Raw genomic sequence first — 26,162 nt, 5'->3', positions numbered from 1 at the left:
TTGCTGTCATCTCGTTGCGCATCCCGTGGGAAACATCGACAGTTTTGGCACATTGAGCACCAGCAGTACTACACCCAGGGCAAGCACGAACACAGCGAAGGATTGCTGTAAGCGAACAACCGGCAGGATGCGCGCCAGCCTGGAACCAGCCAGCAGCCCGGCGAACCCTATGCCACTTCCCTGGGGCGACCACAAGGGGCGCCCCAGGTTTATGCTAGGCCCCTTTGACCACCGGATAGCCAGCCTTTCGCCAGAGGTTGAACCCTCCCACCAGATCCATGACCTGTGGGTAATGATGGGCATCCAGCAGACTCGCGCCAATCGGCGAACGGTTTCCCCCCTGGCATTGAACCACGACGGGCTTATCAGGCGAGACCTCCCGCAGGCGCTGTTGCAGGGTGCCCAGGTGAATGTGCTGGCTCCCCGGGACATGGCCCGCCGCGTACTCATCGCTACTGCGAATATCGAGCCAGGTCACCTGCTTCTGAACGAGCATCTGCCGGGCCTCCTCTACCGTGATTTGCGGCGTCTTGCCCAGCGGATGCCGGGCCTGTTTCCAGGCGGCGAGTACGTCAGGGGTCCAGATATGGACCACACGATCCAGACCGATCAGACGGAGCTGGGTAAGTGCCTCCTGGGCGGCTTCAGCATCAACAATTAGCGAGAATGGCTGGTCGTAGGGAAGCAACCACCCGGCCCAGTTCAGGAAGATTGGCCCAAACGGCACGTGGATGGTTCCCGGGATATGTTCCTCCATGTACTGCCGAGAAGGACGGGCATCGATGACCAGGGTGCCAGATTGCAGATCCGCCACCAGTTGCTCGATACTTACTTCAGTCGGTGGGAGTATCGCCGAGCCCACCAGAGCCGGTCCGACCCTATTGATGCGCTTCATTTCCGCGAAGTAGGTAGGTGGCTCTGGTTGCCCGGCCAGCACCGCCTCGACAAAGCGTTGCTCGTCGGTGACATCGAAGGCCCAGTTGATGCGTTTCTCATATCCCAATGTGGTTTGCGGGACCGCGCCCAGGGCTCGCCCGCACGCACTGCCTGCTCCATGACCTGGCCAGATCTGCAAGTAGTCCGGCAATTCGCGGAAGCGCTGCAACGAGCGGTAGAGCTGGCGCGCCCCCGAATCAGCTGTACCACTGACGCCGGCAGCTTTTTCCAGTAGATCCGGGCGACCAACATCGCCGACAAACAGGAAGTCGCCAGTAAAGATGCCCATCGGTTCATCGGTGGTCGCAGTATCGGTCAGCAAAAACGAGAGATGCTCCGGGGTATGGCCTGGAGTGTGCAGTGCCTCGATCTGGATGTTGCCGACACGGAATGTCACCCCATCACGTAGGAGTATGGCACCTGTTTCCCCAGCGTACCCATATTCCCAATCTGCGGAACCCATATCTGAAAGGTAGAGCTGAGCTCCAGTTGCCTGCGCCAGTTCACGCGCTCCGGAGACAAAATCAGCGTGAATATGCGTCTCAGTGATGGTCGTGATGCGCAAGCCTTTGTCCGTGGCCAGTTCGATATATTGATGAATGTTACGGTTGGGATCGATAAGCAGCGCCTCGCCTGTCGCAGCGCAACCCACCAGGTAACTGGCCTGGGCCAGGATTTCATCGTAGATTAAACGGAGGATCATTGCAGTTCACTCTTTCTCTGTGGTTGGTGTTGAGTCTCTTTTTCCGCAGCTTCCTACGCGGCATCTGCTATATTTTTCAGTGTCTGGCGAACATCACAGACCGCGCCCTGGTTGTAGGGCAATTTACTGAGCAGCAGGGCCATCCCGCAGGTATTGGAAATCGCCGAATAGGTCAGTCCTCCGCCAACCAGGGCCGCGATCCAGACGAGCGGCTTCCAGGCAAAAAGACCTCCCAGTGCTCCTAGGAGAACCAGTGTGCCAGCAACGCCGCGCGCCTGCCGTTCCATACTCCATTTTTGTACTCCCCGCTGACATGGCTTGCCCGCCTTCTCCCAGGCAACAATTCCACCGTCGAGGAGAGAGAGGGAAGACACCGGCACGGTCTGGAGTACTTCTGCCGCCTTGCGCGCACGTGTCCCACTCTGGCAAATCAGGAGCAAAGGAGCATTGCTTGCGAGTTCTACGATCTCTTTTTTATAAGCAGGGAGCTGTTCCAGGGGAATGTTATGACTTCTTGAAATATGTTTGCTTCGAATTCGGTGGGTGTGTGTACGTCAATAACGATGGCATCTTGTGTCACAGTGATCATTTCATAAGCTTCTTCGGCAGGAACGATGGTTGTATTGGTGTTTTCCGAGTTCATCTCTTTTCTCTTTCCGAATGGTTGCTGTTACTCATCAGGGAGTGTTGTTTTCCTCACATACTTGGATGCAGCAAATTGCAGAAGGTTACATGGCTCCAGTGATCATTGGCAGTCCAATACTCAGCTTGACTTTGTACAATTTGGGGAAAGAATGAGGCATGAAAACCTCTTGAGATAAGATAGAAGCTGACCAAAGCATCATCTTGTCAGGAGAATGTTCATGGCTCTTCCCGATCCCATTATAGAAGTTTTAGCCGTCTTTCGGCCACTGTTTACGGCTCCCACTTGGAGGAAACTGATGACGTTGCTCACCGGGACCTTGCTGGCTCATGGACGCCGAAAGTCACGGCGGCTCTGCGTGCCAGCGGCAACGACATGGCTGCCAACTGGAGCACCTTCCACCACGTGCTCAATCGAGCACGTTGGTCTCCTCTGGCGGTGAGCCGTCAACTTCTCCTCCTTATCGTCGAAACCTTTGTGCCAGCCGGAGCCGACGTGGATCTGGTCCTTGATGAAACGCTCGAACGACGCTGGGGCAGCAAGATCAGGAAACGAGGCCATTACCGCGATAGCGCGCTTTCCAGTCGAGAACGCTCGGTGAGTAGCCCTGGCTTGCGCTGGATCGTGTAGAGTAGACGGCCAGCGAGGTTCTGTTTCCAGACCTTTTCTGTCCGTCCCTCTCCGAACCTGGGCTTGCACCCTTTCGATGCACCCGGCTCTCCAGTTTCTTGTCGCTTCGTGGAGGTAGGCGTTGCGCATCTCGCGCACCGCTCCGTTCACGACAATACTCCCTGCTTCCCTTCCCCTTGTATCAAGCATTACCTTGATCATTTGAGTACTATGAAAGCTCCGTCGTCATAGGCTCGCACCCGTAGACGATCCCGCATTTGCGCATATCAAACGTTGAGTACGTGTAGGTGCCCCGTTCGTTTCCTTGAACCAGCTCATTGCTGGTCGTTCATCGGAGAGAGTCTTCCGCACTCGCCATCAATAAGTGCGTATTCCGATGACATCGCCACAGGTATGTTGCGATGAGCCAACGCTTAGACCACTGGAGACTAGGGTTCAGCCAATTCAGGTTTCACCATGCGTACAGGACTTGCGGTGCATCACAGTACATACCTTCCTGTTTAACCGCGTTCCCGACATGCTAATTTTCCCTTTGTGTTTCCACGCCAGGTAAGTTGGGCGCCCTTGAGGTTCTTACTCTCAACCTCATCTCCCTCTGGGAGAAATTTGATATGTACCGAAGCGGCGCACGATGGCAGTGGTCGTGACCCTTCCTTGGACCAAGCAGAGATGGGCGTTGCCTTTCTTGTGTGTCCTCGCGACCACTCCCGAAGTCAGTCAACAGCTGGGCAAGCGACACAAGACCATCGGGATGTGGGCGCATCAGATGATCAGCCTGGTCCGCCACTGGCTTCCCGGCCGCTCCATCAAGCTCATGGGTGATACCGCCTACACGGTGTTGGAGTTGGGATTGCATGCACGTGCCCAAAGGGTGACCCTGGTCACGACTGGCCGCTTGGATGCCGTGCCCCATGAACCGCCTCCCGAACGTACCCGGCACACCATTGGTCGTCCGAGAGTGGTAGGCCCACGTCTTCCTTCCCTGGAGCAGGTATTACAAAGCCCGGAGGCCGTCTGGCAGGAACTCACCCTGGATTGGTACGGCGAGGGGAAGCGCACGCTGGAGTCTGTACCGGCACCGCTCTGTGGTATCGCTTTGGATACGATCCGCTGCCGATCCGTTGGGTCCTGACGCGTGATCCCTCGGGCAAGCGCCCTGCGAAAGCGCTCTTTTCCACCGACCCCATCCAGACGGCAAGCCAGATCGTCAGCGACTTCATGAAGCGCTGGAGTCTGGAAGTGACCTTTGAGGAGGGTCGTGCCCATTTGGGCATCGAGACCCAACGCCAATGGTCGGATCGAGCTATTGAGCGCTCGACTCCTTTGCTCTTTGGCCTCTACAGTCTCGTGACGCTCTTTGGGCGGGCGTTGCACCCGGATGGGCACATTCCTGTCGCTCAATCCGCCTGGTATTACAAGCAGACCGCCACCTTCCGTGATGTCCTTGCTCTCGTCAGGCGACATCTGTGGGGCCACAGGACTTTTCCCACATCACCCACTCACCCCGATGTGGTTTTAGTGCCCCGCTCGACTCTTGAGCGGCTGTCGTTGGCCGTCTGTTCGTGAGTTGGAAATGTACAAAGTCAAGCTTAGACAATTGGTTGAGTTATGAGGGGCTAAGCGTGCATGGCGCGCGATGTGTGGTTTTTGCGCAATTGCTTGCTGTGACTGGTGCTTATGCACACCATGGCTCTCCTCTTCACCATTGAGTTGAACCACGCTCCTTTCAATTGGGGATTTTGTTGCCTCGTTTCATAACTTGCACATCAGGATAGTACTACTCTGTTCGTTTTGAGAGCTACGATGAGAAGATGGAGACAGTCGTGTTGCCCAAAGGTGAATGAAGGCTGGCTACTGACTGAACGCCCCTGTCCCGGTGAGAAGGGAATCCAAATGGTTTTTCAATAGCTTGCCTATTCTGACTCCTCTGGCGGCATTGGCTTATCGAGGAGGCCTAGACCAGGAACAAATAAGGATGTGGTTCGCTGGCTCATTGAATCTGGGCACATCAACACTTCTCGCCCTCGGCAAAACGCACAGAGTAGTAGTATGATCTATTACCGTAGGATTAGGCATATCCATGTGCTAGCAGCTGCATACCTGTCTGTCTAAATCCTTCTTCGTTCGGTATTTCGACTGCAAAGGCGTCCGCTAGTCGAGCGATGATGTTAAAGCAGGTACAAATTCGTAATGCATCCTCTATGGCTTGCCTACTCACACCAAGCGCTAACACCAGCTGTATATCTTCAGGGGAAACATGATCTGGGTCGAGGGTAACCTTCTCTAGGAGTCCTAACACCGCATGAAGCTGTGCGGTAAGTGGTGCACTACGCCAATCAACGAGGACTGCCTGTACAAAAATAGCACCGATAGCCTGGGACGCAACTGCGCCATGAGCCCCCGTTCAATAGGCACATTGTAAGATGGAAGCGGTAAAAGCTGCAAAAAGTTCTCGTTCACCCACACTCCAATAGGAGGGACCACGAAGCAACTGTTGTAGACAGCGGGAGAATGGCTCCCCAAACATATCTGCCCGATACGTCAAAATACGCCGAATATCTGAGATCGGTTCATCCTTGTGAATTGCTTGAATGATTTGTAATCGCATCGCTTGCTCCTTCAATCGCTGCTATTCCTTGCATGAGGCACTTGGTGCCCGCGCCCAACGCAATACTCAACGTGATTTCGAAGATAGCCTCTTCATTATAGCCAGCCTGACGAAGCTGCTCTATATCTTCGTCTGTCACTTTGTATGCATACTTGCGTACCTTCGTAATATACGCCTGAAGGTCAGACGGAAAATCGCTCTCTGACCCAATGCAATCCTCGTTTGCAATGCTCGCCTGTTTTACGTATTCAGTCAATGCCTTGCGCAGAGTAGGTGTGGTTGATCCGGGAGCGGTCTGAACCGACTGAGTGAGTCGCTGATAGAGTATGTTTTGTTGTTCTGCTGCATCTGCCATATCTCACATATCTTTCTACACATGTCTATTTTCTAACAAAAACTATTAAAAAGGTGTATCTATCCTCAGTATACACTAAAGTGATCAATGCATGATGAAAAACTTTGCCTAAAGTGATACATTGTGTGCAGCGCGCAGAATAGTGCATCACACATGCGGCAGAGTCTTTCTTAAAAGATGCTATGGTAGAGCCATATTGATTGGCAGACCCGGTTTCCGTTGGGGCTTGGAGATGGGCCACTTTCATCAGTATCATATGCGTTGCGGCTTCTGCTTTATTGCCGCTGGGCCAGGGCTTGGAACAAGAAAGGCTTCGCCTCCGCCTGGAAGTCTAAGAACGGGTACAACTGCTTTGCAATCCCTTCAAACACGAGGAGCGAAAGAATTGCCATGGTGAAGTTGATAGAACCACGCAATCCGAAGCGCCTTTCAATATCGAAGATCTGGGCGGCAAAGGGTGCGACCTGAAATGTATCTGCCTTTGACCCTGTACTTCGTTCGATGAGTGCCATCACTTCTCGCTCAAAACCTTCTCGGTCGAAGGTGGCTGGTTTGTAGAGCGCTGTCTCATAGATGATGCGCGCGCACTTTTTGCCAGCATTTGTGGCAATGCCCAGGAAAAATTCGGCGAACTGATAGCGGTCTGTTGGTTCCATTTTTGCAATGAATCCTGTATCCAAAATGACAACTTGCCCCCCTTTACGCAGATAGAGATTCCCAGGGTGCAGATCACAATGGATGAAACCATCGAGGAAAATCATGTGGTACAGCACTCTGACACCGGTGATGAGTGACTCCTGATACTCAGTCTCCTCCCAGTGAAGCTGATCAATTCTCACAAGCCCATCGATGAACTCCATCACCAGAATGGCCTGGCTGCAATACTTCTCGATAAGGGCGGGGAACAGGACCTGGGAATTATGCGCGAACTGTTCCTGAAAGTGCCGTGTGTTATGAGCCTCGATCCGTAAGTCCAATTGTTGCTCGATATACTTTCCAAGCTCATTGACCATTTCGACGACAGGAACCAGCCGCAATGCGGGAATCCGTGATAGCCCTCTTGCTATGAAGCGCATAAGCCACAGATCCTTCTCCACCTGTTGCACGATACCCGGTCGGCGCACCTTGACTGCAACCCATTGGCCATTATGGAGGCGAGCGCGATAGACGCTTGCAATACTGGCGCTGGCAATGGGTTGTTCTTCGAACTCAGCAAACATCTCTTGGATGGATCGCCCGAACTCAGCCAGGATGGCTGCTTGAACGTGGCGAAACGCAAAGGGCTTGACGCGATCCTGCAGTTTGGCCAGGGGCGCGATTATTTCTTGTGGAAACAGGTCGCGCCTCGTGCTCAGGATTTGCCCAATTTTGATAAAGGTTGCTCCCAGGGAAGCGCAAAGTCCTGCTATCGAGCGCCCAAGCAATGCCCGCGACGAGTAACGCTGTTTCCCAAGTGTATTCCATAGCACTATTGCGCCAAGACGGATTGCGTGAAAGCCGATGTGCGATAGCAGTTCGCCAAGACGCAAACCTATCTTCAAGGGGAAAAAGGGCCTTTGTACAGCCTCTAAGGAGAAAGATCTGTTTGCAGTTTCCAATCCCTGGGTTTTTGCCATTGTGAGACTCCTTCCCGATTTCTTTTACTGATACCTGGAGTATATCTGAAGAGGTGCTCTGAAGTCTTCTTCTCGTTTGCTGGAAGCAACAGGAGGGATGTGCCGAAAAAAGAGCAATGGAAAAGAAGCAAAAAAAACAAATCTGTTTTATGTTTACCTAAAGATAGAATGTATCATCGCTCGCCACGTTGTGTTCTTGTGTTGAAGGTTCTCTCTGTTTATATATGGCACCACGTGGTGTACCCACTATACATGAGAGTGTTCATCTGAGTAGAAAGTGAGATGACGATGTCGCTTGATTATGATCGTGAGTTCATACTCGATCACTACCGCAATCCTCGTAACTATGAAGTGCTCGAGCAGCCTGATGGGCATTCCGAAGGCGTGAATCCTGTATGTGGTGATCGCGTGGCCCTGGATATACGGGTAGAGAATGGTCGTATTACGCGTATTGGTTTCCAGGGGCGGGGATGCACCATTAGCCAGGCCTCTGCCTCTATCCTTACAGAAGTGGTCGAAAACCAAACAGTTGAAGAAGTGGCGATGCTCACGCAAGAAGCATTTCTAGACACACTTGGTATACCCATCAGTCCCGCGCGCTCGAACTGTGCCTTCCTCGCGTTAAATGTATTGCACGCCTGTCTTAAGACGATAGCGCAAGATCCATCTCCAAAGACAGCAAAGGAGGCGAATTGAGGAGCTTATGAGCGACGCTACATTTTCACGTCCCCTCTCTTCTGAGCATCTTATGATACATTTGCCATTACAAAGGCCGGTTTCAGACGACCGTGTGGCATGGCGTGCTTACTGGCAGGCACATCAACAGCCCTGGCGTACTGAGCCGGAGATTGACCAGGCGCGTCAAGACGTCCTGCAGTCCCATGCCCGCTTGTCAGCGAACATTGCCCAGGGCATATTTCCTTTTAAGGGAGTACAATTGACGCGCGCCGATATTGAGTGGCTGATCGCGGCGCAGGAAGAAGAATGCAGGCGTTCGGAGGGAGATAGCGCGCAACAACGCTTGCCCGGTTTGGATCTACGGGGCGCTGCCCTGCGCTCACCGGACGCCGTTGCACTGAACCTAGCAGGGCTGCCTCTTGCTTATGTGCGAATTGGATTAGCACGCAATGAGTGGAAAGGGAGGGATGCGGCCTTGTTGCAAGCCGCATCATGCGATATGGATGGGGTAGACCTCTTTGAGGCGCATTTAGAGGGGGCGAACCTGGCAGGCGCCAGGCTGAACACAGCAGATCTTCGCCTGGTGCATGGGAAAGGCGCTGATTTGCGTTATGCGCACCTGGAGCGCGCGAACCTCTCGGGCGCTCAATTCGAAGGAGCCAACCTGACCGGAGCGCTGTTGGATCATGTCTATTTCACTGGTTGCCAACTTAGCTCTGCCAAACTGGCCCATGCCCGGTTCAATGGTGCAACCCTTTTTGGGGCACAATTGCAAGGAGCGTTTCTGGTAGAGGTTGAGGCGAAGGGTGCGAATTTTACGGGATCGCAACTGGTGGGCGCAGATCTGCGGAAGGCGAATTTGCAGGGAGCCAGCTTTCTTGGAGCGAATCTACAAGGAGCTGATTTGTCCCAAGCGAATCTTGAAGGTGCCATATTCGTGGGCGTGCAACTAGAAGGGGCCAATTTGACCGCCGTGAGATTAGCCGGGCATGAGCGCGTCGGACCGTCCCTGCTGGATGTGCAATGGGGGGCTACTCGGTTGAGCGTTGTTGATTGGTCGCAAATAGAAATGCTTGGTGATGAGGCGCATATCGCCCAACGCGAGAGGGCAATCGACTCTATGGAAGCGAAGGGCGAGTGGAAGAAGGCGATGTGGGCGAATCGGCAAGTATCCCATGTATTGCACCAGCAGGGGTTATATGAAGAGGCTGCGTACTTTGCTCAGCGAGCTGAAACAATACGTTCACACGTCTTCACAGCCCTTTAGCGCGACGAGCACATGCACCAGAACCGTGCCAGGATACCTCCGACTAGCATGCGGAGGCATCCTGGCATGATTTCTTTTAAACAATAGGATTTTTACATATATGAAAAGCAATATGTGCCTTTCGATCTCCTGAGTTGACTCTGCCTTTTTGCCTCGCGGCTTTTGAGAAGCTGTGTACGTCTTGTCTATCTGCGTTGACAGGAAGAATTTCCTTATGCTATGCTTAAGGTGCTATTTTAGAGTATTAAAGAGCGCGAATGTTATCTACGTCGTAGAGGTGTGCTACCTCCAGTAAGAAGGAAAGAAAGGACGCAGCAATGGCAGTTAAAGGGGCTATAGAGAATACGGGGGATATGGATGTCGTTGACTCGCTCAATGTGCATCTTGAGATAACAATTGCTGCCTCACCTCAGAAGGTTTTCGAGGCTCTGACGACAGATATTGCGGCTTGGTGGGGGTCCCCCTTCATCAAACGGAGAGATGCCAATACAATTGTGCTTGAACCAAAGGTTGGTGGCCGCCTCTACGAGGTGTATGGCGAAAACGAGGGGGCGCTCTGGGGGATGGTCAGCTCGATCAGGAACGATGAGGAACTTTGTTTGACTGGTTCAATGGGCATGCCAGAGCCAACGTATGGGGCAGTGACGTTTACCCTGGCACCTCAAGGTGATAGTACGCAGGTCAAACTGACCCATTCTGCCTTTGGGCGTATTTCTGCAGAACGTAAAGGTTGTTATACCGAAGGGTGGAAGGATCTCCTTGATGTGCGCTTACGCGCTTTTGTAGAACAAGATGTTCGTACCGGCATTGATGCCCGCTCTGCCTAGGAGCACGCTCCTAGGCAGAGCGCTACAGATAAAAAGAGTGCGGTGTGTCTTCCCCTTCTTCACAATGAGTACTGTCTGAAGAAGGATCTTTTTTCCTCCTCTCCTCATGATTCCTTCAGACAGACACGAAGCTGTTTTCAGCAGGTCAACAAAGGGGCAAACAAGAAGAAGTATTTCACATAGGAAAGCAGGTATAGTTAGGATACGGTACGTGCTGAGGTAGGTATCGTGAAAAGCTCGATGTGATTTATTCTGTCTTGTAAGTGGAGGATACAATGCAATTGCCAGAGAATGCGCTGGATATGGTGCAACACGAACAAGAGTATGCCCTGACGAAGCAGTTATCTGCCACAGTAAACGCACTTCTACCAGCTTTAGAGCGATTTACGGCTTTCGATTCCCCTGAACGCACAGCCCGGGAGCGCACTAGTTGGACAGCTCAACTAGAGGAGTCTTTACCGCAGGTTGGGCAAGGTTCGCAAGCTGTCATTGAGCAATTGCGCGATGTGGTCATCCCTCATGGCTTGCGTGCGGGGCATCCTGGATTTTCAGGCTGGATCGCGACGATGCCAACAACGTTACCTGCCGCGGCGCATCTGGTGTCCGCTATTTCAGGTCCGCTCTGTGTGGCCGTACAATCCTATAATCTTCTGGAAGAACTGGCATCAAACTGGCTACGTGAGCTTGTTGGCTTACCACCTCACTTTCGAGGGGTATTTACGAGTGGAGGGTCAGTTGCCAATCTCATTGGTATTGGAGCGGCGAGACAATATGCGTATGAGAAGCGAGGCATTGACCCGGCTCGGGAGGGCGTGGTCGCATTGCCTCAGCCGCGGATCTACACGTCGGATCAGGTTCACCATGTGACGTATCGGGCTGCCGCTGTTCTGGGGCTGGGTCGCACCTCTGTTGTGACACTGCCCGCTACTCATGATTTCCATATCGATGTGGCAATGCTCAGAGCGAGGATTGAGGAGGATGAAGCGCAGGGATGTACACCAGTAGCCGTGGTGGCGAACGCCGGAACAATCAATACCGGAACTATCGATCCCTTACCCGAGCTGATTCAACTGTGCCAGGAGAAAGACATCTGGTTACATGTTGATGGCGCTTATGGACTGCTTGGAGTGTTAGATCCTCGCGTTGCACCATTGTATGGCGACCTGTCCTCTTGTGGCTCATTAGTGGTTGATCCCCATAAATGGTTAGCGACTTCAATGGGTTGCGGGGCTGTCTATGTACGAGATAAGAAATTGTTGGAACGAGCCTTTACTTTGATGCCTGCTGTCTATATGGAAGATGCGCAGCCCATCTATATGAGTGATACAGAGCTCACCTCCCAATATGACGATTTAGGCTATGAGTTTCAGAATTACGGGGTAGAACACAGCTTGCCTTCACGTGGCGTCGAGGTCTGGGCGGTGCTCAAGGAGATCGGTGTTGAGGGAGTACGATCTCGTATATGCCGTCATAATTCCTACGCTCGCCATCTTGCTGAGCGGATCCTGGCTGCCCCTCATTTGGAACTCGCCGCGCCAGTCGTGCTCTCAACATGTTGCTACCGCTATGTTCCCAATGAACTGGCTGGGCGCACGGATGCAGAGGCGGTAACTACGCTGAATCAACTGAACCGCATTATCCTTGGACGAGTACGAGCGCGGGGTCGTGTCATGCCCTCTGCTACAAACCTTGGGCAGATGTTCGTGCTGCGAGGCTGTTTTATCAATCCCCGTATGACCCTGGCCGAGGTTGATGCCCATGCTGAGGAAGTCGAGCAGTGTGGTGCTGAGGTCTGGTCTGAGTTGAGCCCTCAGTAAGATGCTCCTTACAGAGAAGAGGAGAGAGGAGGGCAGGTGCTAGCACCTGCCCTCCTCTCTCCTCTTCTCTGTAAGATCAGGGCCAGGTAACGTGTAGTTTTTGGTAACCACGGAAGGCCAGAATGGGCACATGGGCCAGGTGCTGTCCTTCTACCAGGCGAATCCCAGGTAGACGTTGCGTGAGCGCTTCGAAGGCGATGCTGCCCTCTAGCCTGGCCAGTGGTGCCCCTACGCAAAAGTGAATGCCATGGCCAAATGCCATATGGCGATTCGGGGTCCGTTGAGAGTTGAATACGTGCGCATCAGGAAATTGTCCCTCATCTCGATTTGCTGAACCAAACACGAGTAAGAGTAGCGTCCCCGCCGGAAGCTGTACTCCTGCCAAATGGGTGCTCTGGGTGGTAGTGCGATAGAGCGCTTGTACCGGACTGTCATAGCGGAGGATTTCTTCGATTGCTGTGGGAATCCTTTCGGGTTGCTCACAGAGAGCCTGCCATTGTTCGCGTGATTGTTGTAGTAACGCCATACCGTTGCCGAGCAAATCAACAGTTGTCCGGTGTCCGGCCATCAGGAAACCACAGAAGGCGCTCACAAGCTCATGCGTTGAGAGCGGTGGTTGGTTTGAGACCTGGAAATGGAGAAGATCGCTAATCATGTCCAGGTGAGGGTTCTGGCGGCGATCCTCTATCAGGCGTACAATGTAGTGCTGAAAAGCGACCATTCCCTTTGCACATTCCACCTGACGCTCTTCTGTGAGATCTGCGTAGAGGAAATCAACCAGGTCTTCGCACCAGGCTTTGACCTTTGCCATGTGCTCCCCCGGAATACCAATCACATGTAAAATGACTTCCAGGGTCAGGGGATAGGCGAATTGGGTAATGAAGTCGGCGGAATTGCTGGTTTCAAGCTGGTCGAGAAGCCGATGTACAACAGTGCGAATGTAGGGCTCATGGCTGGCAATCCGGGAGACGCTCAGGGCTTTGACGTAGGGTTCGCGGAAACGTTGATGGTTCAATCCATCGCTACTGATCGCGGTTGGAGCCATTGGATACCCCTGGCGCAGAATCTGTAAGGCTGCAGGCGTCAATGCCGAAAGCGGACGTGTCAGGTCACGGGATGAAAAAACGTCTGGCTGTGCCAGGATGGCGCGTACATCTTGGTACCGCGTGACAAGCCAGGCACCTATCTCGGGGCTGAATGTGATCGGCTCTTCATTCCTCAGGCGGGCATAGAAGGGAAAGGGATTTTCTAACTGTTCGGATTGGAGGGGATGATAGGCAACGCCTAGATGCTCATCGTTTTTCTGCGTCATCGTCTCAGCCTTTCTTTTAGTATGTCATTTCTCACGTCGCGTACCGTGCTGGCGATGATAGGCCAGGGTCGCATCATAAGACCTACAGAACGGGGTTCTATACGGCGGGAACGTCCTTGACGCATTCAAGGATGCTGAGAGGACTCCGCGTAGGGATAATACGCGAGAGCTTGAAGTTAGCGGCTGCTAATAGAGAGGTAAACGCCTCTTCTGTCCGTTCCTGCCCGCCGAGTGTGACGAGCATATTGAGGTCCATGAATTTGCCATTATCGGGCGTGTTGATGGGGGCCAGGACACGCGCCATGAGCAAGAGTGTGGCATGATCTGGCATAGCAACTCGGCACGTTTGCAGGAGCTTAAGAACAGCTCCGTCATCCCAGTTGTGGACGACGGATTTCAATATATACCCATCGTGTCCTGCTGGAATGGCCTGGAACATGTCGCCGGCTACGATCTCACAGCGCTGGGCTATGCCTGCAGCTTCGATATGCTCACGAGCTTCCTCCGCTACAGCAGGGACCTCGAAGAGGACTCCGTGCATTTGTGGATATTGATGGAGAATTGTTGTCAAGAGTTGCCCATGCCCCCCTCCTATATCCACAAGTGTGCGAAAGCCTGAGAAGTCATAGGCGGGTAAGAGGGCCTGGAGCTCCTGTACCGAGAGATTTGACATCGCCTGATGAAAGAGGTGGTGGGCTTCTGGATGTTGTGCCATGTAGGCCCAGAGATCCATGCCAAAAACTGCGTCAAATGCGCATTCCCCTGTGCGGATACTGTGCATGAGGTTGCCCCAGGCCGACCATTGGAATGAAGAGCCAACGAGGCTGGTAATGGCATGGAGGGAATAACGGCTATCAGTACGCAGCAATTGGCCCAGGGGGGTAAGGGAAAAGCCCTGTTGCTCGTCCTCTCTGAAGATGTCAATGCTCGCGAGTGCGCGCAGTAAGCGCTGCAATGACGGGGCATGCGTTGCTGTTTGTTGAGCGAGATCGTCTGAGTCGCGTGGACCTGTACTGAGCAGATCCGCCAGCTTAAGTTCAGCGGCGACCGAAAGCGCTTGGAGCGCGAAGCCTCCCATGAGAAGGTTCCAGAAGGCGCGCTGGGGAGGCATGGTTGTTCCCTGCGACGATGTTGCCTGTTGATTGATAACTGGATCATGTTGTTGTTCCATGGTATATGTCTCTCTCTTAGATAGGGGAAGATGCTGGGTGAGCTCGCGCTATACTCCAGCATCTTCCATCTTGTTATCCCGGTTTATTGAGGGCCAGGCCTGGTGTCTATCTCTCCGCGAGGTGTAAGAGGCCGATGTTGTCTCCGTTGAACTCAGCTATCCAGAGCTTGCCCTTTCGATCAAACACCATACTGAGTGGTTGGCTGTTTGGCGTGAGTAACTGATACTCGGTGAATGTTCCCTTCACAGGATTGAACTGCGTGGCCTTGTTGCCACCAAACTCTGCCAGCCAGATGCTCCCATCCGGGCTACGTGTAATGCCCTGCGGCAGACTGTTTGTCGTAGGAATAGCATATTCTGTGATCTTTCCTTGAAGGTCAATTTGTGCGACTTTATTTCCGCTAAACTCGACGAACCAGAGCTTCCCGTGGGGTGCTGCGACAATATTTATCGGACGTGAATCGGCCGTAGGCACGGGATATTCAGTAATCTGACCGGAGGGGGTAATACGGCCGATCTTATTTCCGCTCTCTTCAGTGAACCAGAGATTCCCATCCGCCCCTACTGCAAGACCATGCGGCTGAGCATTGGGGGTTGGGATTGGGTACTCGGTAATCTTGCCATTTCTGGGATTGAGGCGACCAATCTGATGAACCTTGTCCTCTGTAAACCAGATGTTGCCATCTGGCCCTTCCGTCACAATCACCGGGCCACTATCATGTGTAGGAATCGTGAACTCGGTCATTTTTACGTGCTCGTGCCCGTGTTTGTCTCCGGGATCGATACGTGTGACTTTGTTGGTGTCATACTCGGTAAACCAGAGGTTCCCATAGTGGTCCGCGGCCATATAGACTGGTTTACTGCCCGCTGTAGGAATGGCAAACTCGGTTATTTTGCCCGTTTTTGGATCAAGGCGTCCTATTTTAAAGGCGAGACACTCAGTAAACCAAAGATTGCCATCACGCCCAAACGCGACCCCGGATGGACCGCTGCCAGCGGTTGGAATGTGATATTCGGAGTACGATTGCATGGATGCATGGGCTACCAGGGTGGTGACGCAGAGCAATAATGCGAGTGCAGGCAAGAGGATCCAGAGTAGACGTTTCCTGAACGAGCGCGAGTAGTGGGTAGTGAGATTGAGCATACAAAACCTCCAGGTTTCTTGTGAGACAGTAAATAGGGAAAATGTATCAAAGTGACCTGAATCGTTTGATTGCAGACCCAGGCCATCCGGGGATATCAATCACGTAGTAGATGTTCTCCTACCGATCAAGCTCTGCTGGGAGAGGGATCGTCAAGATGTAGGTAGTCAGCTGTCCTCCGTAAAAGAGAGAAGTAATCATCAACTGCTTTGCCTGGTCGCCAGACAGGATAGATGATGGGATAGACGCCAAGATCCATCATCCAGCGCAATTTCCTTCTTCGTTGGGAGGGGGAGCCCATGATGGCGAACTTCTCGACCATCTCATCGGTAATCAAACCGATCGCTTGCGCGAAGTTTCCTCTCTGCCAGGACTGCTGAATCTGGCGGGCCTGTTGCCCATAGCCCGCTACTTCCATAAGTGGATAGTAATGAATGGATGCGAAGAAGAAAGCAAGTGCATGACGTACAGCATTTCTGCCTGCATCATCTTCTTCGGCCATCATTGCAAGCGTGAAGAGTTTGATTTCTTGTGGGTTGCGCCCAACAGCCTCGGCTTCGCGTGTGATGAGAGTGGCATAGCGTGTGTACGCCTCTTCTGTAAGACCATTGGTAATGATGCCGTCCGCATGCTGGGCTGCCAGGGACACCATTTGGGGACCTATGGCCGAGAGATATATCGGGAGATTCCCATGAATTGACCCTTCGCGGAAACGGAAGTTGTGCAATTGAAATAGGTTGCCATTATATGAGAAGCGTTCATTTGTGTTGTCTCCTTGGGCCACTGAGATCGCTAGTCCGCTCGCAGTTATACTCTGATATGCAGTCGTCTGGCTCATGAGTAGCCCTCGTACAATATCGAGTGTTTCCCGCGCGCGGGCGATGGGTTTCTCGATCTTGACCCCATGGCCACGCTCGGTAAAAAACACTCCACCTGTGCCGATGCCCAAATGCTGGAAACGGCCTGCGCTCATACGGTAGAGCGTACCTACTGTCATCGCGAGGAGCGTAGGAGTGCGCGAGTAGAAGCTGACAATACTTGTGCCCAGGCTGAGGCGTTGAGTGGCATGAGCTACCACGGCCAGGGTCGAAAAGGCTTCTTTCCCATCGCCTTCACAGACCCAGAAGCCTTCGTATCCAAGCTCTTCTGCTTCTTGCGCATAACGAACAATATCTTGTATTGATAAATCTCCAGTGTTGAGGAGGGTGACTCCAATATTTCCTAACATGCCGCTCTCCTTGTTTCTGCTCAACTGCACTTCTTGTAGAGAGTATAGAGCGCAATCGTATTATATGCTTCTTCTACTTTGCTTGGTTTCCGCAGAGACCTTGAGCAGTTTGCGGCGGCATCATAAAGAGGACCGTCCGTTTCCATCGTCGCGTGGAAACGGACGGTCCTCGCTTTGGTGTCTGGCGACTGCATTGAGGAATGTGCCAATTAGGAGGCACTTGATGTTGTGGACACCGTTTTTTGTAGAGGGGCCTTGTTTGCATTGGTGACGGTTCGTTTAAGTGTCAGGCAGAGCAATGCGCCTGCAAGCAGAACAGCCGCAATGATGAGGAAGGATGGGAGCACTGCCGTCGTGATACCGCTCACAATGGTCGTATGGGTTGAGGCGAGACGGTACTGGAGGAATCCACCTACAACAGCTCCACCTATCGCACCTCCGACTTGGCGGGTTGTACTGATGAGCCCTGATGCTGCCCCCATTAAAGGGGGAGTGATGCCGCGCATGGCCTCGCCCATAAGGGTACTTGCCGCACATCCAATACCTACGCCAGCAAGCACTAATGGGAGTAAGAAGGCATAGATTGGTGGATGTAATGTGCTTAACCAGGCGGTCAGACTAATACCAGCTGCGAAAAAGACGAGCCCTGCGATGAGGATATATTTGCCTCCAATTTTATCCGAGAGCCGGCCCGCGAGTGGTGAGGCTATCATGATTGCCAGCATTAATGGCGCAGTCGCAAGACCCGCTATCAGGGCCGACATACCGAGAGATGACTCGAAGAATAAGTTGACCAGGAAAATGAAGCCAAGTTGGCCGAAGGCAAGTGAAAGATTCACCGCTGCCATGGATGAAAAGGTGTGGTTTTTGAAAAGCGCGAGCGGCAACAATGGCTCCTGGGGGACACGCTCCCAGACGATAAAGGCAAGCAAAATGACTACGCCTGCGATGAGGAGCGATGGAATGGAGAGAATACCAGTGATCGTCCCCCAATGGTAGGTTTGCCCTTCATCCAATGCAAAAATGATGGAAAACAGGCCAGCTGTCGCCAGAATAATGCCAATAAAGTCGATTTGATGTGTCTTCCCTGTACGTAGTTCTGGAATCAAGAGAAATGTTGCGACGAGCGCAATGATTCCTATTGGTACGTTGATAAAGAAGATCCAGCGCCAGCTTAAGAGCGACACGATGATTCCCCCGGCCAATGGCCCAACGACCGAAGCAAGACCCGCGACACCGGCGTAGGTGCCCAAGGCTGCACCTCGGCGCTCTGGCGGATAGAGGGAGGTGAGAAGTGCCAGTGACGTCGATGTGATGAGTGCGCTTCCAACGCCTTGCAGGACGCGCGCAGCGATCAGCTCCAGGCTGTTTTGCGAGAGTCCACAGAGGGTTGAGGCAACCACGAAAATACCTAAACCGCACGCAAAAATAGTGCGTGAGCCGAAGATATCGCCCAGGCGACCGCCCGTGATTAGGAGCGCACCATAAACAAGCATGTATGCATTCACTACCCATAAGATCTGATCCAGGGTCGAATGCATTGTGGTGAGCATATTAGGAATAGCAACGGTGACGATAGTCATATCCAGCGTCGTCATAAAAAAGCCCGTACAAAGTATGATCAACGCTAGGCGGAAAGACCGTGGTGTTTGTGTTGCTTGCATACCTTCTCCCTTCACAACTGCTAATTACCTATCTTTGCTGTCATTCAAATGAGCGTCTGTACAAAGCAGGTGCGACCACTTGTTGTGTGATAAAATAGTAACATAATAGTATATGTGATGTCAACGTCACATATTTATATTCAAAGCATTGAGTGTGAAAGCCTTCTCGTACGTTCGCGCCTACTGCGCGCCAACAAGGAGCCATTGTAACAGCCCTGACTGGATGCAGCAGGCGTTTTGCTGTTCCCTCAGCATGGAAGTGCCTATGAATTGGCCTTGTTTTCAAGACTGAAAATGGGGCATTACACCTTGTGCGAAGAGTTCGAGCGTGCGCATAGATTCCATATCTGGCATGTTCCCAAACAGGATTTCTAGCGATAGTTCCACATCTCCATACCACCGCTGCAATGTGTACACTTGCTCTAGCACTTCTTCTGGGGTGCCAACCAATGCTGTGCCTTCTTCTATTGATGTCTGCCATGTCTGCTTCGAAAACGCACCTAGCAGCCTTTCATACCCGAGATACGCGCTTGAGGTTTGCCCCTGCCAGCTACGAAGAGCCTGGGCGAATACGTCCATACATACCGAGCGGGCTTGCTTGAAGCCTTCGAGCGCCTGTTCATGTGACTCTGCAAGGTAGCACTGCACAACGACTTGTATTTGTTCCGTGCCAGGGAGATGCTCAGCCTCTTTCCAGGCTGTGCGGTAGGTGTGTGCAAGTTGGCTGGTGCGTTCTAAACCACCAACTGAAGAAACGATCATCAGATAGTATCCCTGCTGTGCCGCCCAGCGCACCCCTTCGAGTGAACTGATAGAGGCAATCCACATTGGCGGATGGGGTTGTTGTACTGGCTTGGGGCTTGAGTGGATATGGTCTAAATGGTGGTAGTTGCCTGTGAAAGAAACCTCTTCTTGTGTCCATAGTTGACGGATGAGGGCAATACCTTCTTCAAAGCGTGCTCGACTCTCGTCCATTGGGACATTGAACGCCTGGAATTCTTCGGGGATGAAGGCCCGTCCAAAACCCACGTCTAATCGGCCATGACTAATATTGTCCAGCATAGCCAGTTCACCCGCAAGTTTAATGGGATTGTTGAAGGCCGGGATGACGGCCCCCGTCGCTAAGCGTAGTTTGGTCGTACGTGCTGCGATGGCCGCCAAAAGAACGCTTGGATTGGGCGAGTGACCGCCGTAATCGTGAAAGTAATGCTCGACCGTCTTGGCTGAGCTATAGCCCAATGTGTCTGCTCGCTCACAGAGACGAAGCGCCTGGGCAAAATAGTCCTCAGCAGAGACCTTACTGGATTGAAAGGTTGGGATAAAATTGAGGCCGAATTTCATATAGATCACCTTTTACAGCAAAACATGTTGGACAAAAGCGAAGTATGCTCATGTACTTCTACTACTTGCTTTGAAATGTAAAATATTTCTTTTTTTATGGCTTCTTCTCATTTGCTTATTTACGGTGCTTTGAGCAGATGAGAGTGGAAATGGGTGGGGGCATAGTTCTCTGAGCAGCGGTATCAACGAAGTAGCACATGGCAAACGATATGCCTTTTCACAATGCACTCTCTCCTTGAAGATGTATATGTTTTTTCTCCTGAGCTGAGATGAGAGGAGAAGAAGCAAAGTAGAAGAAGCAAAAAGGGGTATAGCGCATTAGAATTAATGGGAGATGATGATGCCTAGAAAGGAAGAAAGAGGGGTGATTTGCATTTAAGAAGCTTTTTTGTCTTTCTGTGTATGGATTTGTGTATTTAGTGGAGAAGCAAGTACGCCTTGCAAGAAAGAAGGTGCTATGTCTCGTCACATCTCTCGAGAGAACGATATGGTATGGCCTGAGGACGCTCTGCCGTTGGAAACTGCTTCTGAGACTCGCTCTTTGCCTGTATGGATCATTGTGGGTTTTGCGGTTATCGTGGGACTTGTATTGGCGATGATATGGGTACCTGCGGTGGCGGATGATGTGATTGGCGAGAACATTGCCAATACTATTGTGGGATCAACTGCGAAGACAGTGACGCTTAATGATACGTTGTTTGGTATTGTCTTTGCCATTGCGGCTGGCCTGGGTACCACCTTTACAGCCTGTAATTGTGCCGTTTTTAGTTGTCTTGCACCGTTAGCAAAAGAGGAGGGGCAGAAGCGTATCGGTATTGGGTCCTTACTCCTGTATATGTGCGCAGGCGTTGTAGCTGTGACCGCCATTTATGGTGGTTTGGGGGCCATCATGGGGGGACAGATGCCCAGCTTGTCGACAGCTGTCGTACATTTGCCGATGGGAGATTATCCTCTTCGCTTGCTTCAGTCCACGATTGCTTTTGTGGGTCTGGGCGTCGTGTTGGTGATCTGGGGTGCCAATTCATTGCGTCTGAGACCGAACGCGTTGAGCCGTCTGGCGCAGCGGCATGCCTGGCTCACACCGTTGGGACTCGGTATTATTATCGGGTTCTTCACGGTTGGTCGCCCTTTCCCGCTGTTCCATAAGCTTTTCAGCTATTCGGCTGGAACGGGGAATCTCGCCTTATCTGCTGCTCTCGTCGCGCTTCAGGGGCTGGGCAACATTGCTGTTATGGCTGTGATATTTGTGTTGCTTACTCGTGGTACGGGTGGGCGTGTAACACAATGGTTACAGGCAAACCCCTGGCGTGCCAGAATGCTGACAGCCATTTCTATGTTTGGTGCTGGCACCTTTCTCATTTTCTACTGGGGAGTACGTGTGCCCTCTGCGTTCGGTATTGGCTGGTTTCCTCATCTATAGCGGGAAGGCAATCTGTATCAATACCAGGTGAAGCGAACTCGCCTCTCTTGGAGCTGATCTATCATACAGCGACAGATGTTTTGGGGAGCCAGGGCCAATTGGCCCTGGCTCCCCAAAACGCTAATCTGATCGCACAACCCCGAGCTGTCATTGAGTAGGCGCATGCATCAATTGGGTGCTCAGAGATGCCAGCGAGCGTACCCCTTATAGTTCACGATACTTGGAACTCCCATGTGCAAGCGCGACTGATCCAGCAGAGGCCGCTTGTACATGGGAGTGTGTTAGGCGATGATTTCGTGTTTGATCGGTTGCAACTGTAAGGTCGCGTACATGCGCATAAGATGTGCGTAGGCTATCAATTGCTCTATCATACGAAGACAACGGTTGCCAATATCCTCATTTACCAGTCGATAGGTGTCATGCAATCGCTGGAAATCAGAAGAGATAGTAACAAGGTCAGTGGGAATGGAAACCGCGTGAAGCCCTCGCACCACTGCCCGTAATTGATCACATGGCTGACTGCTCGTGCGATCGTTATTGCCGCTACTCACCAGGGCAACTGGCTTGTCCTGAAAGTGGCAAATAGACAGGCTGTCCAGCGCGTTTTTTAGTATTCCCGAAAACGAGTTATGGTAAACTGGCGTACCCAATATAAAGGCATCTGCTTGTTGTGCTTGTTGCTCGAGGCGATGAAAAACCTGTACCTCTTCTTGAGAAAAACCAGTACCAGGTCGGATCGTGAAGAGTGGCAGGGGATCTTCATAGAGATCCCATAGATACGTCAGGACGTTCATGTGTTGGCACATGTCAGCCAGGACATCCAGGCATGCCCGTATTCGCGATGGGTTTTGTGCGCTCCCTGCCAGTAGTAGGATGCGCAGTGGGGTTTCTGCCATGAGATCTGCCTTTCTGAAAGAGAGGGTGCAGTCATTTTTTTAAGGAAAAGGTGTGTTTGCCTTTCTTATTCTCTTATTTCTTCTCCGAACACCCTGAGCGCGAAGCGCTAATCACGTCAGTGAGTTGGGTTTCGGAATAAGACCTTCGCAATGCCTTGCTAATTTGCTTCCTGTTTTTGCGTAAGAGCTGTGTTCAATCCTCTCTCTTGTGTTGGCACTACCTCTACCTCTGGTACTGCTACCCTGCTGGTCCAACTCTGCTTGATGAAATACTCAAGCGTTTGGCACAGTGGTACACAAGCTGCAACAATCAAGAGCGCGATAAAAACAGAGTTTTGATTGTCCATTAAGCGCAGGATTCGATCAAGGACTGCCAATGTAAGCCCAAAGACAATGCGCATACGTCGTGTGGCCGGTGTCGTCTTAGGGTCGGTAATCATGCTCAAAACGAAAAGTTGAAATGCTGATCCCAGGAGGGGCCCGTAGACAATAGCGAAACTGCTTTGCCTGATGAGTAGATCGAGGAGGCCCATGACGCAGAAGCCGAGAAGAAACGTAAGGGAGAGATCCCAGCGCGCAGCCCGAAATGAGGTAAAACTGCCCAGGGCCAGTACCACAATGAAGACGACCAGTGAGCCACTCCACTGGGAGGCAAGGGTGCTCACTGTGGTGGGAGCTAAGATGAGTAAGGCTGTCAGGCCAAAATTTGAAGGGTTGAAGATGTGATGCCCTTTGACCTGAATCAAGCCTTTGGAGGCAATAGCGAGTATTGGGGCGACGATGAAAGGCCATAACATGGTAGAAGAGATAAGAATCCCCAGTCCCATACCTGTAATGACGCCGCTGACGGGGAGAATAATAGAGCGTGTTTTGAGGTAGTTTTGCCCTACATCTAAGACACACGCTACCAGTACCGAAGCGAGTATTTGGCCTATATTTCGGTCAAAGGCGAGGATAACATGGCCGATAATCGTGTAGGTGATGAGCACCAAGATCATAAACAGGCGAGGATCACTGATCTTTGGCGCGATTATTTTCGTACCATACACTGACCATTCCATTGTCTTTAGCGTCCTTTCTGCCAGAAAATGGCGACATCAGTATCGACATACACTCCTAAACCACGCAGATGATTTTCTTCCTCTGAAACAAGGCTTTCTTTTGCAATGGCGAGTCGCTGTTGTAACATTGTGCTGCTGGGAGCAACTTTGAGACCGTTCTCCCATACGTTTTGAGCAACATCGACTTTTCCGCCTTTCGCGAAAACATCTCCTAGTGCGGTGTACGCCTGGGGAAGAAAGGAAGGACCAATTGCACCTTGTATCTGTGTCAGGACGACGGAAAATTGTAAATCTTCTTGAGACTGTGAAAGGTGTCCCATGAGGGTAGGCCAGTAGAGATGATTGAGCCCACGTGCATAACGGGCAACGATGTTGTAGGGATGATTGGTGAGGATCTCGCTGAGTTCACTGATTGAGCGAGAGGAAAATTGAGCCTGGCACACGAGTCCATCTGGCGGGTTTGGGCATGAGCGCATCTCATCGACGTAGGAGAGCGCAAGCGCAATCTGTGTGTTTATTGTTGGGTACTTCTGATTAAGTGCTGAAAAAAACGCCTCTTCCTCCTTGTATTGCTGATGGTCCCGCCATGCCAATCGTAAATCGTTGGCATAGCGCAGGTTATCGGGGACTGCTAGCACCGCCGCCTTCATATATTCGACGCCGAGATTATTCTGCCCCTGTTGTATCAGGGCTTGTCCTGCGGCATCTTGGAGAAGAGCCAGGTTCTTGTTTACCTGCGGTTTGGCTGGCAAGGCTGTGTTATCTAGGGGATGCTCTGGTAGCGGTTGCTGGTAATCCTGCCAGTGTTCGAGTCCTATGTCTGCCCATGTGAGATGGGCAGGAACGTGGGGGAGCGCGAGTGGTTTGATGCGTGGGGTCAGTAACCAGTACATTCCTCCACCCAGTAGGACGAGTACGAGGAGAATGGCTGCCACTAGCAAACGAAACTTTTTGGTGTGCCAGAAGGTTGCTCTCTGTGGTTTCTGTACCGCGTTTTTCTCCGTGGTGGATGATGCATAGGCGCTCATGCGTTGAGGTCTCCTTCTTTTACAATGTGGTAACGGTTGATAGGAGGGTTGTGCATATGTTCAATGTGGCCATCAGGCCAGCGAATCTCTACGCTTTCCACGGTTGCTCGTTGACCGAGACCGAAAATGATGCGTCGGTCTGATTGAGACGCAAATCCACTCCCCGGATCGACCCATTTCACATGGCGCTGCTGATTGGCGGTAATGGTCACGCGTGCCCCGATGGCATCACGATTCGAACGTCCCGTCCCGCGGAGCTGGAAGCCTATCCAATGATTGCGCATCTGAGGAGAATTCTTATAGAGCTGGAAGGGGGCGCCCTGGCTGGCGATAAAGAGCTCTGGCAAGCCATCATTGTCAAAATCGGCGATGCAGAGGCCTCGGCCGTCATACAGATCGGTTAAACCAGCCTCTTCCGCGATATCCTGGTACCCATTGCCTTGTTTGGCATAGAGGCGCGAACGCTCATAGCCAGAAATGCTACGATCACCGATGGGCGGCCAGTTTCTGGCATCTTCAACCAGAATGCCGGGAGTCGTGGCCATTGTTCCCAGATAGTACCAGTAATCGCCCTTGCCCGCTGAGACGAAGCCATTTAAGACCACAATCTCCATTTCCCCATCGTTATCCAGGTCGACGAACTTGGCTCCCCAACTCCAGCCAGCATGGTCTACGCCAAGAGGCGGGGCGACGTCGGTAAAGGTGCCATCGCGATTGTTCTTCCAGAGGAAGTTTCCCTCGACGAGGTAGCCTTCCTTTGAAATATTAGCGACATAGATATCGGGGTAGCCATCCCCATCCAGATCTGCGAAATCAACACTCATACCTTTGCGTGTATCAACTGGAAGCGCTTTTTTGGTGACATTGGTGAAGGTTCCATTGCCGTTGTTTTTGAAAATGATATCCTGCCCAAAATCATTCGCAAGGTAGAGATCCATTTGTCCAGTATTGAAGAGGTCGCATGCTCCGACGTCTAATGTCCAGCCGGTATCATCAACGCCAAGCTCTCTGGCGACATTGGTAAAGGTGCCGTCACCATTGTTGTGATAGAGGACATTGGCTCCCCCGTTGCGGGCTTGCTCAAAGTCATTGTGCATAATGCGGGTCGTGTTCAGGTTCCAGAGATCAACATAGGGAAAGTAATTCCCCACATAGAGATCTAACAAGCCATCATTGTTGTAGTCAAACCAGATGGCGGCATTGCCATTCCCAGGATCACCGGTTCCTGATTGGGTTGTCACATTGGTAAAGGTGCCGTCACCATTGTTGTGGAAGAGGAGGTTGGGGGCACTCCAGCGCACGATGTAGAGATCAGCCCAACCGTCATTATCAAAGTCTCCCCATACCGCATCCATGACGCCGCCCTGGTCATTAAGATGCGCGACACCCGCCTGCTTTGCAACGTCAGTAAAGGTGCCGTCGCCATTGTTGCGGAAGAGGTGGCAAGGGGTGTTGCGTCCAGATGAGGAAACGAAGATATCGATCAGGCCATCGTTGTTATAATCTGCGGCCGCTACCGCCGCGCCTACTGAGGCCATCCAGGGCATAATATTGTCTAGCTTGTGATCCAATACTACCTTCTGGTGTGTGACCCCCATACCAGCTTTTTGAGATATTTCTTGCAAGTGAAAAGAGGGGTTCGTCTTTTGGTGCTCTGCCTGGGCACTGAGAATTTGCCCTGGCCAACCCGTTTTATTGGCGATCCAGAGGGCACCCAGCGTGCCAACGCCGATGCCTGCCTGTGCAGTGCGCGTTAGTATTTGACGTCGTGTGAGTGGTTTCTGTTCCATCGTCCTACCTTTCCTGATAATGCTGATAT

General features: G+C 52.1%; 25 protein-coding genes. 8 read left to right on the top strand and 17 right to left on the bottom strand.

Translation table 11 applies throughout. From position 1 onward, the window contains the following. Nucleotides 1-6: 6 nt before the first annotated feature. Genes JMJ04_RS41155 through JMJ04_RS41140 form a run of 4 tightly spaced genes read right to left on the bottom strand, consistent with a single transcriptional unit; the run spans nt 7 to nt 2,282 of the window. The gene (locus JMJ04_RS41155; protein WP_201376211.1) at nt 7-195 is read right to left on the bottom strand and encodes a hypothetical protein; all 189 of its coding nucleotides are present in this window, start codon (nt 193-195) and stop codon (nt 7-9) included. 19 nt (nt 196-214) lie between these two features. Continuing rightward, nucleotides 215-1,639 (bottom strand): MBL fold metallo-hydrolase, encoded by a 1,425-nt coding sequence (locus JMJ04_RS41150; RefSeq protein WP_201376210.1) that lies wholly within the window; start codon nt 1,637-1,639, stop codon nt 215-217. 53 nt (nt 1,640-1,692) lie between these two features. After that, on the bottom strand, nt 1,693-2,106 hold the full coding sequence (locus JMJ04_RS41145) for a rhodanese-like domain-containing protein (protein ID WP_236039099.1): 414 nt from the start codon (nt 2,104-2,106) through the stop codon (nt 1,693-1,695). Continuing rightward, the gene (locus JMJ04_RS41140) at nt 2,100-2,282 is read right to left on the bottom strand and encodes a hypothetical protein (RefSeq protein ID WP_201376208.1); all 183 of its coding nucleotides are present in this window, start codon (nt 2,280-2,282) and stop codon (nt 2,100-2,102) included. The genes JMJ04_RS41145 and JMJ04_RS41140 overlap by 7 nt, the downstream gene beginning before the upstream one ends. Before the next feature lie 285 nt (nt 2,283-2,567). On the opposite strand from JMJ04_RS41140, the gene JMJ04_RS41135 reads away from it, so the two are divergent. From JMJ04_RS41135 to JMJ04_RS41125, 3 genes are all read left to right on the top strand, one after another. Continuing rightward, nucleotides 2,568-2,912 (top strand): transposase, encoded by a 345-nt coding sequence (locus tag JMJ04_RS41135; protein WP_201376207.1) that lies wholly within the window; start codon nt 2,568-2,570, stop codon nt 2,910-2,912. Between the two features lie 631 nt (nt 2,913-3,543). After that, nucleotides 3,544-4,044 (top strand): hypothetical protein, encoded by a 501-nt coding sequence (locus JMJ04_RS41130; protein WP_201376206.1) that lies wholly within the window; start codon nt 3,544-3,546, stop codon nt 4,042-4,044. Next, entirely contained in the window at nt 3,948-4,478 is a 531-nt protein-coding gene (locus JMJ04_RS41125; RefSeq protein ID WP_201376205.1) for a hypothetical protein, read from the top strand. The genes JMJ04_RS41130 and JMJ04_RS41125 overlap by 97 nt, the downstream gene beginning before the upstream one ends. A 502-nt stretch (nt 4,479-4,980) precedes the next feature. Here the strand turns inward: JMJ04_RS41125 and JMJ04_RS47550 are convergent. From JMJ04_RS47550 to JMJ04_RS41115, 3 genes are all read right to left on the bottom strand, one after another. Next, on the bottom strand, nt 4,981-5,520 hold the full coding sequence (locus JMJ04_RS47550) for a carboxymuconolactone decarboxylase family protein (RefSeq protein ID WP_236039048.1): 540 nt from the start codon (nt 5,518-5,520) through the stop codon (nt 4,981-4,983). Beyond that, nucleotides 5,483-5,875, bottom strand: a complete 393-nt coding sequence (locus tag JMJ04_RS41120) for a hypothetical protein (protein WP_201376204.1) — start codon at nt 5,873-5,875, stop codon at nt 5,483-5,485. Before JMJ04_RS41120 ends, JMJ04_RS47550 begins: the two co-directional genes overlap by 38 nt. Before the next feature lie 275 nt (nt 5,876-6,150). After that, a complete protein-coding gene (locus tag JMJ04_RS41115) occupies nt 6,151-7,491 on the bottom strand; it encodes an ABC1 kinase family protein (RefSeq protein ID WP_201376203.1) in 1,341 nt (446 codons plus the stop codon). Nucleotides 7,492-7,779: 288 nt separating this feature from the next. On the opposite strand from JMJ04_RS41115, the gene JMJ04_RS41110 reads away from it, so the two are divergent. From JMJ04_RS41110 to JMJ04_RS41095, 4 genes are all read left to right on the top strand, one after another. Then, a complete protein-coding gene (locus tag JMJ04_RS41110; RefSeq protein ID WP_201376202.1) occupies nt 7,780-8,187 on the top strand; it encodes an iron-sulfur cluster assembly scaffold protein in 408 nt (135 codons plus the stop codon). Between the two features lie 7 nt (nt 8,188-8,194). Then, the gene (locus JMJ04_RS41105) at nt 8,195-9,436 is read left to right on the top strand and encodes a pentapeptide repeat-containing protein (protein WP_201376201.1); all 1,242 of its coding nucleotides are present in this window, start codon (nt 8,195-8,197) and stop codon (nt 9,434-9,436) included. Between the two features lie 317 nt (nt 9,437-9,753). Then, complete coding sequence (locus tag JMJ04_RS41100; protein ID WP_201376200.1) at nt 9,754-10,263, top strand: SRPBCC family protein; 510 nt, start codon at nt 9,754-9,756, stop codon at nt 10,261-10,263. A 275-nt stretch (nt 10,264-10,538) separates the two neighbouring features. Beyond that, entirely contained in the window at nt 10,539-12,080 is a 1,542-nt protein-coding gene (locus tag JMJ04_RS41095; RefSeq protein WP_201376199.1) for a pyridoxal phosphate-dependent decarboxylase family protein, read from the top strand. A gap of 76 nt (nt 12,081-12,156) precedes the next feature. Here the strand turns inward: JMJ04_RS41095 and JMJ04_RS41090 are convergent, their stop codons facing one another. From JMJ04_RS41090 to JMJ04_RS41065, 6 genes are all read right to left on the bottom strand, one after another. Further along, nucleotides 12,157-13,392 (bottom strand): cytochrome P450, encoded by a 1,236-nt coding sequence (locus tag JMJ04_RS41090; protein ID WP_201376198.1) that lies wholly within the window; start codon nt 13,390-13,392, stop codon nt 12,157-12,159. Between the two features lie 97 nt (nt 13,393-13,489). After that, the gene (locus tag JMJ04_RS41085; RefSeq protein WP_201376197.1) at nt 13,490-14,563 is read right to left on the bottom strand and encodes a methyltransferase; all 1,074 of its coding nucleotides are present in this window, start codon (nt 14,561-14,563) and stop codon (nt 13,490-13,492) included. A gap of 106 nt (nt 14,564-14,669) precedes the next feature. Next, on the bottom strand, nt 14,670-15,707 hold the full coding sequence (locus JMJ04_RS41080) for a Vgb family protein (protein WP_201376196.1): 1,038 nt from the start codon (nt 15,705-15,707) through the stop codon (nt 14,670-14,672). 125 nt (nt 15,708-15,832) lie between these two features. Further along, complete coding sequence (locus JMJ04_RS41075; RefSeq protein WP_201376195.1) at nt 15,833-16,933, bottom strand: LLM class flavin-dependent oxidoreductase; 1,101 nt, start codon at nt 16,931-16,933, stop codon at nt 15,833-15,835. Nucleotides 16,934-17,142: 209 nt separating this feature from the next. Further along, nucleotides 17,143-18,597: a DHA2 family efflux MFS transporter permease subunit gene (locus JMJ04_RS41070; protein ID WP_201376194.1), complete on the bottom strand. Its 1,455-nt coding sequence runs from the start codon at nt 18,595-18,597 to the stop codon at nt 17,143-17,145. Nucleotides 18,598-18,879: 282 nt separating this feature from the next. After that, complete coding sequence (locus JMJ04_RS41065) at nt 18,880-19,938, bottom strand: LLM class flavin-dependent oxidoreductase (RefSeq protein WP_201376193.1); 1,059 nt, start codon at nt 19,936-19,938, stop codon at nt 18,880-18,882. A 457-nt stretch (nt 19,939-20,395) separates the two neighbouring features. Here JMJ04_RS41065 and JMJ04_RS41060 point away from each other — a divergent pair, with 457 nt between their 5' ends. Then, nucleotides 20,396-21,358: a hypothetical protein gene (locus JMJ04_RS41060; protein ID WP_201376192.1), complete on the top strand. Its 963-nt coding sequence runs from the start codon at nt 20,396-20,398 to the stop codon at nt 21,356-21,358. 281 nt (nt 21,359-21,639) lie between these two features. On the opposite strand, the gene JMJ04_RS41055 is transcribed toward JMJ04_RS41060, so the two are convergent. The 4 genes from JMJ04_RS41055 to JMJ04_RS41040 all read right to left on the bottom strand — a co-directional run bounded on the left by JMJ04_RS41055 (nt 21,640) and on the right by JMJ04_RS41040 (nt 26,133). Next, nucleotides 21,640-22,254, bottom strand: a complete 615-nt coding sequence (locus JMJ04_RS41055) for an NADPH-dependent FMN reductase (protein ID WP_201376191.1) — start codon at nt 22,252-22,254, stop codon at nt 21,640-21,642. Between the two features lie 158 nt (nt 22,255-22,412). Next, on the bottom strand, nt 22,413-23,315 hold the full coding sequence (locus JMJ04_RS41050; RefSeq protein ID WP_201376190.1) for an RnfABCDGE type electron transport complex subunit D: 903 nt from the start codon (nt 23,313-23,315) through the stop codon (nt 22,413-22,415). Nucleotides 23,316-23,320: 5 nt separating this feature from the next. After that, nucleotides 23,321-24,343: a tetratricopeptide repeat protein gene (locus JMJ04_RS41045; protein WP_201376189.1), complete on the bottom strand. Its 1,023-nt coding sequence runs from the start codon at nt 24,341-24,343 to the stop codon at nt 23,321-23,323. Continuing rightward, nucleotides 24,340-26,133, bottom strand: coding sequence for a CRTAC1 family protein (locus JMJ04_RS41040; protein WP_201376188.1), 1,794 nt, complete (start codon nt 26,131-26,133; stop codon nt 24,340-24,342). The genes JMJ04_RS41045 and JMJ04_RS41040 overlap by 4 nt, the downstream gene beginning before the upstream one ends. Nucleotides 26,134-26,162: the final 29 nt, after the last annotated feature.

The sequence above is a fragment of the Ktedonobacter robiniae genome, from assembly GCF_016587375.1.
Taxonomy (GTDB): Bacteria; Chloroflexota; Ktedonobacteria; order Ktedonobacterales; family Ktedonobacteraceae; genus Ktedonobacter; species Ktedonobacter robiniae.
Note: the sequence above shows the minus strand (reverse complement) of the source record. Positions and strands in the feature narration are given on the sequence as shown.